The sequence below is a fragment of the Actinomadura sp. WMMA1423 genome, from assembly GCF_006547145.1.
Lineage (GTDB): Bacteria > Actinomycetota > Actinomycetes > Streptosporangiales > Streptosporangiaceae > Spirillospora.
Window position 1 is genome coordinate 5,926,622 of the sequence record NZ_CP041244.1, and the last position, 15,440, is coordinate 5,942,061.

Annotated in this window: 12 protein-coding genes and 1 pseudogene; 10 read left to right on the top strand and 3 right to left on the bottom strand. The window is 72.1% G+C overall.

From position 1 onward, the window contains the following. Positions 1–187: 187 nt before the first annotated feature. From FKD65_RS27475 to lysX, 9 genes and pseudogenes are all read left to right on the top strand, one after another. Positions 188–961, top strand: a complete 774-nt coding sequence (locus FKD65_RS27475; protein ID WP_141580216.1) for an ABC transporter ATP-binding protein — start codon at positions 188–190, stop codon at positions 959–961. Next, positions 961–3,456 (top strand): ABC transporter permease, encoded by a 2,496-nt coding sequence (locus FKD65_RS27480; protein WP_141580219.1) that lies wholly within the window; start codon positions 961–963, stop codon positions 3,454–3,456. Before FKD65_RS27475 ends, FKD65_RS27480 begins: the two co-directional genes overlap by 1 nt. 383 nt (positions 3,457–3,839) lie before the next feature. Further along, positions 3,840–4,715: pseudogene (locus FKD65_RS27485) on the top strand (Rossmann-like and DUF2520 domain-containing protein); the annotation flags it as partial. Positions 4,716–4,935: 220 nt separating this feature from the next. Beyond that, positions 4,936–5,796: a pantoate--beta-alanine ligase gene (panC, locus tag FKD65_RS27490; RefSeq protein ID WP_141580221.1), complete on the top strand. Its 861-nt coding sequence runs from the start codon at positions 4,936–4,938 to the stop codon at positions 5,794–5,796. After that, on the top strand, positions 5,796–6,212 hold the full coding sequence (gene panD, locus FKD65_RS27495) for an aspartate 1-decarboxylase (RefSeq protein ID WP_141580223.1): 417 nt from the start codon (positions 5,796–5,798) through the stop codon (positions 6,210–6,212). The genes panC and panD overlap by 1 nt, the downstream gene beginning before the upstream one ends. Positions 6,213–6,300: 88 nt before the next feature. Then, positions 6,301–7,953: an L-aspartate oxidase gene (locus FKD65_RS27500; RefSeq protein WP_240809630.1), complete on the top strand. Its 1,653-nt coding sequence runs from the start codon at positions 6,301–6,303 to the stop codon at positions 7,951–7,953. Beyond that, positions 7,950–8,807, top strand: a complete 858-nt coding sequence (gene nadC, locus FKD65_RS27505; protein WP_141580227.1) for a carboxylating nicotinate-nucleotide diphosphorylase — start codon at positions 7,950–7,952, stop codon at positions 8,805–8,807. The genes FKD65_RS27500 and nadC overlap by 4 nt, the downstream gene beginning before the upstream one ends. A gap of 14 nt (positions 8,808–8,821) precedes the next feature. Then, a complete protein-coding gene (locus FKD65_RS27510; RefSeq protein ID WP_141580229.1) occupies positions 8,822–9,604 on the top strand; it encodes a type III pantothenate kinase in 783 nt (260 codons plus the stop codon). Positions 9,605–9,717: 113 nt separating this feature from the next. Further along, complete coding sequence (lysX, locus tag FKD65_RS27515) at positions 9,718–11,172, top strand: bifunctional lysylphosphatidylglycerol synthetase/lysine--tRNA ligase LysX (protein ID WP_240810362.1); 1,455 nt, start codon at positions 9,718–9,720, stop codon at positions 11,170–11,172. Here lysX and FKD65_RS27520 read toward each other — a convergent pair. Together FKD65_RS27520 and FKD65_RS27525 are read right to left on the bottom strand one after the other, a co-directional pair. Continuing rightward, on the bottom strand, positions 11,159–12,385 hold the full coding sequence (locus FKD65_RS27520; protein WP_141580234.1) for a cytochrome P450: 1,227 nt from the start codon (positions 12,383–12,385) through the stop codon (positions 11,159–11,161). The two genes, lysX and FKD65_RS27520, sit on opposite strands and share 14 nt — an antisense overlap. A 58-nt stretch (positions 12,386–12,443) precedes the next feature. Next, positions 12,444–13,565, bottom strand: a complete 1,122-nt coding sequence (locus FKD65_RS27525; RefSeq protein ID WP_368367135.1) for a LacI family DNA-binding transcriptional regulator — start codon at positions 13,563–13,565, stop codon at positions 12,444–12,446. Positions 13,566–13,956: 391 nt separating this feature from the next. Here FKD65_RS27525 and FKD65_RS27530 point away from each other — a divergent pair, with 391 nt between their 5' ends. Then, the gene (locus FKD65_RS27530) at positions 13,957–14,190 is read left to right on the top strand and encodes a LuxR C-terminal-related transcriptional regulator (RefSeq protein ID WP_141580236.1); all 234 of its coding nucleotides are present in this window, start codon (positions 13,957–13,959) and stop codon (positions 14,188–14,190) included. 251 nt (positions 14,191–14,441) lie between these two features. Here the strand turns inward: FKD65_RS27530 and FKD65_RS27535 are convergent, their stop codons facing one another. After that, positions 14,442–15,437, bottom strand: a complete 996-nt coding sequence (locus FKD65_RS27535; RefSeq protein WP_240809632.1) for an NlpC/P60 family protein — start codon at positions 15,435–15,437, stop codon at positions 14,442–14,444. Positions 15,438–15,440: the final 3 nt, after the last annotated feature.

Genomic DNA, 15,440 nt, shown 5'->3' on the forward strand with positions numbered 1-15,440 from the left:
CGTCTAGGGCGGGTGAGGGCGCGGGTGGGGTCGGTTGTAGGTGGGACGGGGTGTACGACTCAGGTCGTACGCGGGGCGGGGCGGATGGCCGTGAGAGTGAGGCGGAGCGTGGCCGCCGGGTCGATGGCAGGGGCGGCGCGGATTCCTAGCGTTGGGCGCGTCCGTTCACGACCATGAAGGAGTCACCGTGACCAGCACGTTCGCCGAACCGCCCGGGGGAGTCCCCGCCGCCGCGGCACCGCCGGCCGTCACCGCCGAGGGCGTGTCCAAGGTGTACGGGTCCGGTGACGCGGCCGTCCACGCGCTCCGCGGGGTCAGCGTCGGGTTCGCCAGGGGCGCGTTCACCGCGATCATGGGGCCGTCGGGGTCCGGCAAGTCCACGCTGATGCACTGCCTGGCGGGGCTGGACACCGTCAGCGGCGGGCGGATCGTCCTCGGCGACGCCGAGATCACCGGGATGGGCGACCGGCAGCTGACGATGCTGCGCCGCGACCGCGTCGGGTTCGTGTTCCAGGCGTTCAACCTGCTGCCGACGCTCAACGCCGAGCAGAACATCCTGCTGCCAATGGAGCTGGCGGGCCGCAGGCCCGACCGGGCGTGGTTCGACCGTGTCGTCGACACCCTCGGGCTGCGGGACCGGCTCGGGCACCGTCCGAGCGAGTTGTCGGGCGGCCAGCAGCAGCGGGTGGCGTGCGCCCGCGCGATCGTCGCCCGCCCCGAGGTGATCTTCGCGGACGAGCCGACCGGCAACCTCGACTCCCGCGCGGGCGCCGAGGTCCTCGGGTTCCTGCGCGCTTCGGTCCGCGAGATGGGCCAGACGATCGTGATGGTCACTCACGACCCGGTGGCCGCCTCGTACGCCGACCGGGTGGTCTTCCTGCGGGACGGGGAGATCGTGTCGGAGATCCTCCGGCCGACCCCGGACGCCGTCCTCGACCGGTTGAAGGGCCTGGGGGCGTGATGCTGCGGACGACTCTGGCGGGCCTGCGCGCCCACAAGCTGCGGCTGCTGCTCACGGCGGTGGCCATCACCCTCGGCGTCGGCTTCATCTCGGGGACGTTCGTCCTGACGGACACGCTGGACAAGGGCGTCTCCAAGACGTTCGCCAAGTCGGCCGACAAGGTCGACTTCGCGGTGCTGCCCAAGAGCGACGACTCCGACGCGGGGATCCGCCCAGCCCTGCTCGACGAGCTCAAGGCGCTCCCCGGCGTCACGGACGTGCAGGGCGCGGTGAAGGGCGACGCCCCGCTCGTGGGCAAGGACGGCAAGGCGGTCGGCGACTTCCCAACGGTCGGGATGTCCGTACCGTCCGGACGCCTGCTGCGCTACGAGATCGACAAGGGGCGGCCCCCGTCCGGCGCCGGTGAGACCGTTCTCGACACCCAGCTGGCGAAACGGGAAGGCTATTCGGTCGGGAATACGGTCACGGTCCTGGACCACGGGAACCGGCCGCAACGGTTCACGGTCGTCGGGCTGGTCGACTTCGGCATCGACCAGGAGGCGAGCTTCCGGGGCGCGGTGGGCTTCGACGCGGCGACCGCGATGCGGATGACGGGCGAGAAGACCTACCGCGAGCTCGACGTCGCGGGCGGATCCGGGGCGGCGGTCAAGGCCGCCGCGGGCGGCTCCTACCTCGTCTACACGGGCGAGGAGCTCGGCGAGCGGCTGGCCAGGGCGGCCGGCGCCGACACCAAGATCATCAGAACCGGTCTGCTGATCTTCGGTCTCGTCTCGATGCTGGTGTCCGCCCTGGTCATCTACAACACGTTCTCGATCCTGATCGCGCAGCGGATGCGTGAGATGGCGCTGCTGCGCTGCGTCGGCGCGACCCGCCGCCAGGTGTTCGGCGGCGTCCTGGTGGAGTCCGCCGCGGTCGGCCTGGTCGGCTCGCTGCTCGGCATCGCCGCCGGGGTCGGGCTGGGCGAGGGCGCGCTGGTCGTGGTGAACAGGCTGAACGAGCGCATCGCCGTCGCGGGGCCGTCCCTCGCGGTGCGGACGATCGCGATCGGGCTGGCGGTCGGGATCGTGGTGACGGTCCTGTCCGCGCTGCTGCCCGCCCGCGCGGCGACCCGGGTCGCGCCGGTCGCCGCGCTGCGCGCCGAGCTGGAGCCGGGTGGCGGACGTTTCCGTCTCGGCCCCGTGCGCACCGTCCTCGCCGTCCTGCTCGGCGTCGCGGGCCTGGCCATCGGCGGAGCGGGCTCGCTCGTCATGGACAAGGGCGAGGCGGCGATGTACGCGGTCGCGTTCGCCGGCGGCGTCTTCTTCCTCGGCGTGATCGCGGCGATGCCGGCCCTGGTCCGCCCGCTCGGACGGGCCGCGGGCGCGCTGCCGGCGCGGCTCGGCGGCGTCCCGGGGCGGCTGGCCGTGGCGAACGCGCAGCGCGCGCCGCGCCGCACCGCGACCACGACGATCGCGCTGACGGTCGGTGTCGGGCTGATGAGCCTGTTCGCGGTGGTCGCGGCGAGCGCCAAGGCGACGGCGGCGCAGCAACTGGAGGAGCAGTTCCCCGTCCAGTTCCAGATCCGGCCGCAGAGCTTCGACGGGACCCTCCCGCACGCGCTGACCGAGAAGCTGCGCGCGCGGCCCGAGGTCACCGACGTGGTCGAGTCCCGCCGCAAGGAGACCCGAGTCGGCGGCGACGACCGCGACATCTCGACGATCACCACGTCGGCGCTCGGCAGGCTCCTGAAGCCGGAGATCAAGCAGGGGTCGCTGGAGGCCGCGCTGAAGCCGGGCACGGCGATGGTGGACGGGCGGACGGCCCGGTCGTCCGGACTGAGCCTCGGGGAGACGCTGCAGGTGCGGACGGTGCGGGGCACCGTCCCAGTGAAGATCACCGCCGTCTACGGGGTGGGCGCGGGCCTCGACGGGATCGTCGTCCCCGAGCCGGACTTCACCCGGTACTTCGGTGCCCTGGACCCGGCGGGCATCTACGTCAAGACCCGCGACGACCTGCCCGCGTCCCAGGCGCGCCGGGCCGTGGACGATGCGGCGCGCCCCTACCCGGCGGCGAAGGTCGCCTCGTCCGCCGAGTTCAAGGAGACGCTGACCAAGGCTATCGACACGGTCTTGATGATCTTCGGAGGGCTGCTCGGGCTGGCGATCATCATCGCGCTCTTCGGCATCGCCAACACGCTGACCCTGTCGGTCGTCGAGCGCACCCGCGAGTCGGCGCTGCTGCGCGCCCTGGGCCTCACCAAGCGGCAGCTCCGCCGCATGCTCTCGGTGGAGGCGCTGGTCATGGCCGTCATCGGCGCCGCCACGGGGGTCGTGCTCGGGGTGGGCTTCGGCTGGGGCGCGACGAACGCGATGGCGGGCGACTCGATCTTCGCGCTGCCCTATCTGCAGGTCGTCGGGTTCGTGGTGCTCGCGGGCGCGTCCGGCATGCTCGCCGCCGTGCTGCCCGCGCGGCGCGCCGCGAAGACGTCCATCGTGGAGTCCCTCGCGCATGACTGAATGGGGGGCGGGGTGACGATCGTCACCCACCGGACCGCGCGGCCGGGTCCCGCGGGTACTGTGGTGCGCGCACGTCCGGTACCTACCTGAGGACTGGAACGAAACCGATGGACCCACAGGTCACGCCTTCCTCCGGCACGCCCGGAAACGGGCCGGTCCCCGGCGGGGATCCCACCCGGCGGGGGTACGTGCCGGTCTCCGACGGGGGGACGTCTCCCCGAAACGGCGGTCCGAGCTCCGGTGGGGAGCCGGTCCCCCCTACCTCCCGGAAAAGCACTTCCGGCTCCGGTGGGGGGGCGACCCCCCACACCCCCCGGAAAAGCGCTCCGGCTCCCGGTGGGGGGGCGACCCCCCACACCCCCCGTAAAAGCGCTCCGGAGACCCCGGAGGACCGGCCCGCCCGCCTCGCGGTCGGCGTCGTCGGCGCCGGCCGCGTCGGCACGGCGCTCGGCGTCGCCCTCTCCCTCGCGGGCCACCGCGTCGTGGCCGCGACCGCCGTGTCGGAGCGGTCGCGGGTCCGCGTCGAGGAACGCCTCCCGGGGGCCGGCGTCGCCACCCCGCAGGAGGTCGTCGCCGCCGCTGACCTGGTGCTGCTGACCGTCCCCGACGACGAGCTGCCGGAGCTGGCCGCCGGGCTGGTCTCCGCGGGCGTTCCCGTCACCGGCAAGCTCGTCCTGCACACCAGCGGCCGCTACGGCACCGCCGTGCTGGACCCGCTCACCCGCGCGGGCGCGCTGCCGCTGGCCCTGCACCCCGTGATGACGTTCACCGGACGCCCGGACGACGTGAACCGGCTCACCGGCATCTCGTTCGGCGTCACCTCGCCCGAGCCGCTGCGCCCGGTCGCCGAGGCCCTCGTCCTGGAGATGGGCGGCGAACCCGTCTGGATCACCGAGGAGGCGCGCCCGCTCTACCACGCGGCGCTCGCCGGAGGCGCGAACCACCTGGTCACCCTCGTCGTGGAGGCCATGGACCTGCTGCGCGCCGCGGGCGTGGCCGAACCCGGCCGGATGCTCGGCCCGCTCCTCGGCGCCGCCCTCGACAACGGGCTGCGGCTCGGAATCGACGGGCTCACCGGCCCGGTCGCGCGCGGCGACGCCGGAACGGTGGCGGATCACATCGCCGAGCTGGCCAAGGTGTCGGCCGAGAGCCGCCGCGCCTACGTCGCACTGGCCCGCCTCACCGCCGACCGGGCGCTCGGCGCCGGAGTGCTCAAACCGGAGGACGCCGAAAGGCTCCTCGAAGCACTGGCCGACTGACAGTGCCCGAAGACCACCCGACAGCGCCGACCGAGAGCGCCGGCCAACTGGCAGCGCCGACGACCGGCAGTCCGATGACCGACAGCCCCGACGACCGACAGCGCCGCCCGGATCCCACCTCCGGTCGGCTGACCAGGAAGGGAACGGCATTGGCTTCTGGCGTTTCCGGCGAGACCGGCCACGGCCGGCGCCCGCCGTTGCGTGAGGGGAGGGACGGGGCGTGACACCGATCGTCGCGCGCACGCGCGAGGAACTGGCGCAGGCCCGGTCGAAGACCGAGGGCACCCTGGCGCTCGTCCCGACCATGGGCGCCCTGCACGAGGGGCACCTGTCGCTGATGCGGCAGGCACGCCGCAGCGCGGACGCGGTCGCGGTCAGCGTCTTCGTCAACCCGCTCCAGTTCGGGCCCGGCGAGGACTTCGACCGCTACCCCCGCACGTTCGCCGCCGACCTGGAGGCCTGCGCCGCCGAGGGCGTGGACCTGGTCTTCGCGCCGACCCGCGAGGTCATGTACCCGGGCGAGCCGCAGGTCACGATCAAATCGGGGCCGATGGGCGAGGTCGTCGAGGGGGCCGCGCGCCCCGGCCACTTCGACGGGATGCTGACGGTCGTGCTGAAGCTGCTCAACCTCGTCCGTCCCGACGTGGCGATCTTCGGGGAGAAGGACGCGCAGCAGCTGGCGATGATCCGGCGGATGGTCGCCGACCTGAACGTCCCCGTGGAGATCGTCGGCGCGCCGACCGTCCGCGAGCCGGACGGGCTGGCGCTGTCGAGCCGCAACCGCTACCTGTCCGTACCCGAGCGCCGGACCGCGCTCGCCCTCGCGCGCGCCCTGCGGGCCGGGGCCGACGCCCTAGCCTCCGGCCCGGACGCCGTGCTGGCCGCCGCGCGCGCCGTCCTCGCCGAGGCCGAGGCGGCGGAGCCGCCGCTCGCCCTGGACTACCTGGTCCTCGTCGATCCGTCGACCTTCACCGAGATCACCGGGCCGCACGCCGGCCGGGCCGTCCTCGCCGTCGCGGGCCGCGTCGGCGCCACCCACCTCATCGACAACCTTCCCCTCGATTTCGGCAAGGAGCACTGATGTTCCGGACGATGTTCAAGTCGAAGATCCACCGCGCCACGGTGACCCAGGCGGACCTGCACTACGTCGGCTCGCTCACGATCGACCAGGACCTGATGGACGCCGCCGACCTGCTGCCCGGCGAGCAGGTCTCGATCGTGGACATCGACAACGGCGCCCGGCTGGAGACCTACCTGATCGCGGGCGAGCGCGGCTCCGGCGTCATCGGGATCAACGGCGCCGCCGCCCGCCTCGTGCAGCCCGGCGACCTGGTCATCATCATCAGCTACGCGCAGATGACCGACGCCGAGGCCCGCGAGTTCGTCCCCGCCGTCGTGCACGTCGACCGCTCCAACGAGATCATTTCGCTGGGCTCCGACCCGGCCGAGCCCGTCCCCGGCACCAGCACGACCCGGGGTGACCTGATCCACCGCTGACCCCCCGGACCCGGAAGGCGGGGGGCGGGCATTCGGACGGTTCGGGGTTATGGTCATAATGACGAGAACCGATCCCGGAGGAGGGCTCGTGATCCCTTCCGTTCTGCACGCCCCCGCGCCCGGCTGGACCGCCGACACCGACGTCGTCGTCATCGGGTCGGGCATCGCGGGGCTGGTCGCCGCCCTGCGCTGCCGCCCGCACGGCCGGGTGCTGCTCGTCACCAAGGCCCTCCTGGACGCCGGGTCGACCCGGTGGGCCCAGGGAGGCATCGCCGCCGCCCTCGCACCCGAGGACACTCCCGAGGAGCACCTGGCCGACACCCTGACCGCGGGCGTCGGCGTCTGCGATGAGGACGCCGTCCGGGTGCTCGTCACCGAGGGACCGGACGCCGTCCGGGACCTGATCGGCCTCGGCGCCGCCTTCGACCGCTCCGGCGGCGACATCGCGCTCACCCGCGAGGGCGGGCACCACCGGCGCCGCATCGCGCACGCCGGCGGGGACGCCACCGGCGCCGAGATCAGCCGCGCCCTCCTCGCCGCCCTCAAGGACTCCGGCGTCGAGGTGATCGAGCACGCGCTCGTCCTCGACCTGCTGAAGGACGCCGCGGGGCGCGCCGCGGGCGTCACCCTGCACGTCATGGGCGAGGGGCAGCCCGGCGGCGTCGGCGCCGTCCGCGCCCGCGCCGTCGTGCTCGCCACCGGCGGGCTCGGCCAGGTGTTCTCCGCCACGACCAACCCCGAGGTCTCGACGGGCGACGGCGTCGCGCTGGCGCTGCGCGCCGGGGCCGAGGTCACCGACCTGGAGTTCGTCCAGTTCCACCCGACCGTGCTTTGGCTCGGCGAGGACGCGGCGGGGCAGCAGCCGCTGATCTCCGAGGCCGTCCGCGGGGAGGGCGCGCACCTCGTCGACCACGCCGGCGTCCGCTTCATGGTGGGGCGGCACGAACTGGCCGAACTCGCCCCCCGCGACGTCGTCACCAAGGGGATCATGAACCGGATGCACGAGACCGGCGCGTCCCACATGCTGCTGGACGGCCGGCACCTCGGCGCGGCGACGTGGGAGAGCCGGTTCCCGACCATCATGGCCGTGTGCCGCCACCACGGCATCGACCCGGTGACCGAGCCCATCCCCATCGTGCCCGCCGCCCACCACGCCAGCGGTGGCGTGCGCACGGACCTGCACGGCCGCACGTCGGTCCCCGGCCTCTACGCCTGCGGCGAGGTGGCCTGCACAGGCGTCCACGGCGCGAACCGGCTCGCCTCCAACTCCCTCCTGGAGGGCCTGGTCTACGCCGCAAGGATCGCCGAAGCCCTACCCCACGACCTAACCGCCCCCACACCGCACGTGCCGGAAAGCGCGGAAGGTGGGCGGGGTGGGTTGTTGGAGCCCGGGGTGCGGGGGGAGATTCAGCGGATCATGACCTCCTGTGTCGGGGTGCTGCGCGGGGCCGAGGGGCTGGAGACCGCGGTGCGGGAGCTGGAGGCGCTCGGGCGCGCCGGTGCGGTGAGCGCGGGCGCGGGCGCGGAGCCAGGGGTGGCGGCCTGGGAGGCCACCAACCTGCACACCGTCGCGTCCGCGATCGCGGCGGCGGCGCGGCTCCGGGAGGAGACGCGCGGCAGCCACTGGCGGGAGGACTTCCCCGAGCGCGCGGACGGGACGTGGCGCGGCCACCTCGTCACGCGGCTGGCGGGGAACGTCCTGACGACCATCTACGAACCTCTGGAAGGAAACCGCTCATGACACCGGAACTCTCGCAGAGGCTGAACGCCGCCGGGCTGGATCCACAGGCTGTGGAAAACCTCGTCCGCACGGCGCTGGCCGAGGACGGCGAGGTCGACGTCACCAGCACCCCGATCTTCGCGCCGCAGGACACCGCGAGCGGGGAGCTGAAGGCCCGCGAGGAGGGTGTCGTCGCGGGCGTCCCCGTGGCCTGCCTCGTCTTCGAGATGCTGGACGTCGCCTACGAGGCCAGGGTGGAGGACGGCGACCCGGTCGTCCCCGGGCAGGTCCTCATCGAGGTCAGCGGGCCCACGAGGGCCATCCTGAGGGCCGAGAGGACGGCGCTGAACCTCCTCACCCATCTGTCCGGAATCGCGACGGCCACCCGCGGGTGGATGGACGCCATGGAGGGCACAAAGGCGAAGGTCCGCGACACCCGCAAGACCCTCCCCGGCCTGAGGGCCCTGCAGAAGTACGCCGTGCACTGCGGCGGCGGCGTCAACCACCGGATGGGCCTGCACGACGCGGCGCTCATCAAGGACAACCACATCGCGGCGGCCGGGGGCGTCACCAAGGCGTACGAGGCGATCCGCGCCGTGTACCCGTCCCTGCACGTCCAGGTGGAGTGCGACACCTTGGCGCAGGTCGAGGAGGCCCTGGCCGTGGGCGCCACGAGCATCCTGCTCGACAACATGACCGACGCCGAAATGGCCGAGGCGGTCCGGTTCGTGGCAGGGCGGGCGGAGCTCGAGGCCAGCGGTGGCCTTACCCTGGAGCGGGCCCGAGACGTCGCCGTGACCGGGGTGGACTACCTTGCCGTCGGCGCGCTGACGCACTCGGGGCGCGTGTTCGACATCGGCCTTGACTTCACCTGAACAGCGGGGACCTGATGCTGCTGACCATCGACGTCGGTAACACCCAGACCGTTCTCGGTCTCTTCGAGGGCGACGAGGTGATCGAGCACTGGAGGATCAACACCGATCCGCGGCGCACCGCCGACGAGATCGCGGTGGTCCTGCAGGGGCTCGTCCAGCAGAGCCCGCTCCTGGCCGAGACCGACATCAGCGGCATCGCGCTGTGCTCCACGGTCCCGTCCGTCCTGCACGAGATGCGGGAGATGTGCCGCCGCTACTACGGCGACGTGTCCGCGGTGATCGTGGAGCCGGGCGTCAAGACCGGCGTCCCCGTCCGGATGGACAACCCGAAGGAGGTCGGCGCCGACCGGATCGTGAACGCGCTCGCCGCCGTCCACACCCACGGCGGGCCCGCGATCGTGGTCGACTTCGGCACCGCCACCACCTTCGACGCGGTCTCCGCCAAGGGCGAGTACGTGGGCGGCGCGATCGCCCCCGGCATCGAGATCTCCATCGACGCGCTGTCGTCGCGCGGCGCGCAGCTCCACAAGATCGAGCTGGTCCGGCCGCGCAACGTGATCGCCAAGAACACCGTCGAGGCGCTCCAGTCCGGGATCATCTTCGGCTTCGCCGGGCAGGTGGACGGCATCGTCGAGCGCATGTCGGAGGAGCTCGCCGAGGACCCGGAGGAGGTCACGGTGATCGCCACCGGCGGCCTCGCCCCGCTCGTCCTGGAGGAGTCCCGGAGCATCGACGAGTTCGAGCCGTGGCTCACCCTCATCGGCCTCCGCCTCATCTACGAGCGCAACACGCCCTGACGCATCCTGGCGCGCCCGGCGCGGTGATCGCGGCGAAGTCGTTCGCCCGCACCGGACGGGCTGGATAGCCTTGCGATGTGAGTGACGAGACCTTCGACGAGCTCCCGGAGCAGATGCGCGTGCGCCGGGAGAAGCTCGACCGGCTCCGCGAGAGCGGGATCGACCCCTACCCGGTGACCTTCCCGCGGACGGCGACGATCGCCGAGATCCGCGCGAAACACACCGGCCTGGAGCCGGGCACCGAGACGGGCGAGAAGGCCGGCGTCACCGGTCGCGTCATGCTGATCCGCAACACCGGAAAGCTGTGCTTCGCCACCATCCGGGACGCCGGCGGCGACATCCAGGTCATGCTGTCGCTGGCCAAGGTCGGGCAGGAGCAGCTCGACTTCTGGAAGCGCGAGGTCGACCTCGGCGACCACGTCGGCGTCGAGGGCGAGATCATCACCTCCCGCCGCGGCGAGCTGTCGATCATGGCGGACCGGTTCGCGATCACCTCGAAGTGCCTGCGGCCGCTGCCGGAGAAGCACGCGGGCCTGACCGACCCGGAGGCGCGGGTCCGGCAGCGCTACGTCGACCTCATCGTCAACGACGAGGCCCGGCGGATGGCGCGGGTGCGCAGCGCCACCGTCCGCGCGGTCCGCGACTTCTGGCACGAGGAGGGCTACCTCGAGGTCGAGACGCCCATGCTCCAGCCGATCCACGGCGGGGCGGCGGCGCGCCCCTTCAAGACGCACATCAACGCCTACGACATGGACCTCTACCTCCGCATCGCGATCGAGCTGTACCTGAAGCGGCTCGTCGTCGGCGGCATCGAGAAGGTCTTCGAGATCAACCGCAACTTCCGCAACGAGGGCGCGGACTCCACGCACAACCCCGAGTTCACGATGGTCGAGGCCTACGGCACCTACCTCGACTACAACGACATGGCCGACCTGACCCAGCGGATGTACCAGAAGGCGGTCGTCGCCGCTCTCGGCACCACCGTGGTCGTCCACGACGGCGCCGAGTACGACCTCGGCCTCGCGGAGTGGCCGCGGATCACCCTGTACGGGGCGGTGTCCGAGGCGCTCGGCGAGGAGATCACGCCGCACACGCCGATCGAGTCCGTGCGCAAGCTCGCGGACGCCCGCGACATCTCCTGGGACCCCAAGTGGGGGCAGGGCAAGCTCGTCCAGGAGATCTTCGAGGAACTGGTCGAGCACACCCTCGTCCAGCCCACGTTCGTCATGGACTATCCGGTCGAGACGTCCCCGCTGACCCGCCAGCACCGCGAGGAGCCGCTGCTCACCGAGAAGTGGGACCTCATCGGGTTCGGCACGGAGCTCGGCACCGCCTACTCCGAGCTGGTCGACCCGGTGGAGCAGCGCCGCCGCCTCACCGAGCAGTCGCTGCTCGCGGCGGGCGGCGACCCCGAGGCCATGCAGCTGGACGAGGACTTCCTGCGCGCCCTGGAGTACGCGATGCCCCCCACGGGCGGGATGGGCGCCGGCATCGACCGCATGATCATGGCGTTCACCGGCAAGGGGATCCGCGACACGATCCTGTTCCCGCTGGTCAAGCCCGAATGACGACCGGGAGTTCGCGCAGCCCGCGCAGCACGAGGTTGTCGCGGTAGACGAGGTCGTCCGTGGCGAGGGCCACGTCGCGCTCGAACAGCTTGCCGAGCGCGACGCGGCCCTCCAGCCGGGCCAGCGGCGCACCGAGGCAGAAGTGGGCGCCGTGCCCGAACGACAGGTGCTTTGGCGCGTCACGTCCCTCCGCGTAGCGGAGCAGGTCCAGCCGGTCGGGGTCGTCGAAGACCGCCGGGTCGCGGTTGGCGGCTCCCGTCAGCAGGAGGACGAGCTTGCCGCGCTCGACGAGCGTTCCGTTCAGGTTCACGTCCTCTAGGGCCGACCTCAAGGTCAGCTGCACCGGCGGGTCGAAGCGCAGTAGTTCCTCCACGGCCGCTTGGACGTTCTCAGGCCGCTCCCGGAACAGCTCCAACTGGGCGGGGTCGCGAAGCAGGGCCAGCGCACCGTTCCCGATGAGGTTCACGGTCGTCTCATGGCCCGCCACGAGCAGCAGGATGCACGTCGCCAGCAGTTCCTGCTCCGAAAGGACGTCGCCGCCGTCAGAGACGCCCACGAGGGCGCTCAGGAGGTCGTCGCGCGGCTCGGCGCGGCGTTCGGCGGCCAGTTCCCGGAAGTACTCGGCGAACTCGTCGCGCGCCGCGTCCCGCTGGGCGATCTCGGCCTCCGGCAGCAGGAAGTCGGGGTCCAGCCCGCGCGCGAGGCTGTCGGACCAGCCCTTGAAGAGGTCGCGGTCCTCGGCGGGGACGCCGAGCATCTCGCTGATCACGATGACGGGCAGCGGGTAGGCCAGCGTGGCGATCAGGTCGGCCTCGCCCGAGACGGGCTCCAGCAGTGCGTCGACGATCTCCTCGATCCGGGGCCGCAGCCGCTCCACGAGGCGGGGCGTGAACGCCTTGCTCACCAGGCGCCGCAGCCGCGTGTGGTCGGGCGGGTCCATGGTCAGGAACGACCGGTGCCGCCCCTGCGTCTCGCGCCACACGCCGCCGCCCGACGGGCGGTGCCCGAACCGCGGGTCGCGCAGGACGCGCTCGCACAGCTCGTAGGACGCGGTGACGCGCAGCCCGACGTCCGTCCGGTGCAGGCTCTGCCCGTCCGCCCCGAGCGTGCGGTAATGGGCGTACGGGTCGGCCCGGAACGCCGGATCACCCGGATCGAAGCCCAGTACCGCGCTCGCCCCCGCCTGCACGGTCTGGGCCGTCCTGTCCTCCATGCCCCAAGCCGACCCGATTCTGAGACGAAATGTCAATAGCGGTGGACGGGGACGCTCGCTAAGCGCTTTCTCGAATCACGAGCTCGGGCCGCTGGACGACCTGCCGGTGCTGGTGGGACCTGCCCTCGCCGATCTCGGCCATCGCGAGTTCGGCGGCCTCCCAGCCGAGCTCGCGGCGCGGCTGGCGGATGGTGGTGAGCGGCACGGCGGCGCTCGCCGCGAGCTCGATGTCGTCGTAGCCGATGACGGCGATGTCCCCGGGGACGCGGACGCCGAGCCGGGTCAGCTCGTTGATCAGGCCGATCGCCAGCAGGTCGTTGGCGCAGAACACGCCGTCCGGCACCGGCGACATGGCCATGATCTCGTGGGCGGCGGCCTGCCCCTCGGTCGGGCTCAGGGCGTCCTTGACCAGGACGGGCGGCTTGCCGAGGCCCGCCTCGACGATCGTGCGGGCGGCCCCGGTGCGGCGTTGCACGCAGGGCTGCGGCTCCGGGACGCCGGTCACGAACGCGATGCGCTCGCGGCCGATGCCGAGCAGATGGGCGGCCGCGGTCTCGCCGCCCGCCACGTGGTCGACCCGGGCGGAGCACACGTCGACGGCGTCCCGGTCGATCAGCACCACGCTCATGCCCGCGGCGCGCAGGCGCGAGATGTCGCGGGAGCCGAGCCCGACCGGGATCACCAGGACCCCCGCGGCCCGCTGCTCGGCGAGCAGCTCCAGCGAGCGGCGCTCCTTGGCGGGGGAGTGGTCGCTGGACAGCCAGAGGGCGTCGTGGCCGGCCGCGTTGAGCGCGGCCTCGGCGCCCCGCGCGACGTCGGTCGCGTACGGGTTGGTGAGGTCCTCGACGACGACGCCGAACGCCCGGCGCGGCTGGTCGCCGAACTCGCCCGCGGTCCGCTCGGGGCCCGTGCGGAGCCGGCGCGCGGACTCGTTGCGGACGAACCCGAGCTCCTCGATCGCCGCGCGGACGCGGTCACGGGTAGCTTCGGCCACGAGATCTGGCCGGTTTAGGACATTCGAAACGGTCCCAACTGAGACGCCAGCACGCCTCGCGACCTCACGAATACTGGTCTGTGGCAACTCGCTCCTCGTCCCGCTCCATGGGCGTTTTCCCAGGTAGTGGAGTTTTGCATGGCGTGGCACCGAATGCACGGTCACACATGGTGAACGTACGGGCACGTAGCGCTCTTGACCGGCGCTTGACGGGCCGGATCCGGCCGCCTAGCGTTCCGAGCCGAAGCGTAGCTTGAAACGATTCACGATCTTCGTTCACTGACGAGGACCGGTGAGTTCGGCGGGAGGGGCGGGTGCGGATGGCTGGCGATCACATCCCGTCTCCCTCGGCAGGGCAACGAGTGAATCGTCACCCGGAGTTCCCCCGTACACCCCCGCAATCGGCCATGCGGCCACCTCCGGCCAAGCGCGTGAGACAGAAAAGGAACCCGATGATCTAAGTCCGGAAGGGTCCGGACCCGGCAACCCAACGCGCGTACAGATCGAGGCCCAACCCGTGCCTGTGCAGCGGACGGCTGCATCCCCGCGGTCATCACCACGGACGAGGGAGGACGGAGTGGAAACAGCAGCCACACTCGCACGTCGTGGCACCGACGATTTCGGGCTGAGCGAAGAGGAGATCCGGCTGCTCGCCCAGATCGCAAGCGGTGTCACCGCCGATGTGGCGGCACGCAAGCTGGAACTGAGCGCTCGGACCTTGCGGCGCCGGCTGCGGACGATCTGCGACCGGCTGGAGGTCAACACCCCTATCGAGGCCGTGGTGTGGGCGGCCCGGAGGCAGCTCATCTAGCCTGCGACCCCGACGCTCGCCAGGGGACGGCGGGCGTCATCCGGAGAATTGGCGGCTCGTTCGAATACCGTCCGACCCCGCAGCGGCGGCGCCGGCGCCCTGGCAGGTAGGTCCCTGCAGAAGGCGCCGCCGCGGACGGCGTTCGAACCGCCCAAGCCCTCTGAGGCCTGCCTGAGAACCGGCGACAACCCCCGGCCGCACGACGGCCTCCGGCGTTGTCTCGAGCGTGCGTCCGCGAGGCGGTGGCCGGGTCAGGCGACTCGTACGCCGCCGGCGAAGGGGCGGCCGTCCATGGGGGCGATCTTCACCACGTCCCCGGTCTGCGGGGCGTGCAGCATCTTGCCGCCGCCGACGTAGATGCCCATGTGGTGCAGGTCGGAGTAGAAGAACACGAGGTCGCCGGGCTGCAGTTGGCTGCGCGACACGTGCGTTCCCGCGTTCCACTGGCTGCCGGTGTAGTGCGGCAGGTTGATGCCGACCTGCTTGTAGGCCCACATCGTGAGGCCGGAGCAGTCGAAGGAGCTCGGGCCGGCGGCGCCCCACACGTACGGGCGGCCGATCTTGCTCATCGCGTACCGGAGCGCCTGCGCGGCCTTGCCGCTGCCGACGACGGGGAGCTTGGCCAGCTGGGTGGGGTCCTTGTCGACGAGCTTGCCGCGGATCTTCTCGTAGGCGCTGGTGATCTTCGTGCGCTGCGACTCGAGCTGCGTCTTCAGGTCCTTGACCTGCTTGGCGCGGGCCTCGGCGGACTTGCGGGCCCGCTGCGCGGACTGCATGGCCTGCATGAGCCCGAGGACCTGGGTGCTGTCCTGCTTGGCGAAGTAGTGCAGGGTCGCGGCCTGGTCGAGGATGGACTGCGGGTCCTGGGAGGCGACGAAGGAGACCGCGGGGTCGGAGCCGCCCTGCATGTAGCTCGTCGCCGCGAGGGATCCGACCTTCTGGCGGAGCGCCTCGAGCGTCTTCTCCTGCCGCTTGGCGTTCTCCGTGGCGACCTTGGCGGCGCGCTGCGACTGCGCGAGCCGGACCTTCAGCCCGTTGTACTGCTCGGTGAGCTGCTCCAGCTGGTCGGCGAGCTTCAGGGCCTTCGTCCTCAGCTCCTTGGCCGAGGGGTCGGGGTCGGCGTGCGCGACGGCGAGCGTGTGCGGGGCGAGCGCATGCGGAGCGGCCGAAACTGCGATGAGCGCTCCGGCCGCGGTGGCCGCACGCCAGCGGAAGCGTGAAAGGGAAGCATGCCGCGATCGCTTCACGAA

What these genes read in the sequence shown, in the direction of transcription:
- lysX (WP_240810362.1), top strand. Translation starts at nt 9,718, where the DNA reads ATGCGCGTGCGCCGGGAGAAGCTCGACCGGCTCCGCGAGAGCGGGATC.
- FKD65_RS27520 (WP_141580234.1), bottom strand. Translation starts at nt 12,385, where the DNA reads ATGGAGGACAGGACGGCCCAGACCGTGCAGGCGGGGGCGAGCGCGGTA.
- FKD65_RS27480 (WP_141580219.1), top strand. Translation starts at nt 961, where the DNA reads ATGCTGCGGACGACTCTGGCGGGCCTGCGCGCCCACAAGCTGCGGCTG.
- nadC (WP_141580227.1), top strand. Translation starts at nt 7,950, where the DNA reads ATGACACCGGAACTCTCGCAGAGGCTGAACGCCGCCGGGCTGGATCCA.
- panD (WP_141580223.1), top strand. Translation starts at nt 5,796, where the DNA reads ATGTTCCGGACGATGTTCAAGTCGAAGATCCACCGCGCCACGGTGACC.
- FKD65_RS27510 (WP_141580229.1), top strand. Translation starts at nt 8,822, where the DNA reads ATGCTGCTGACCATCGACGTCGGTAACACCCAGACCGTTCTCGGTCTC.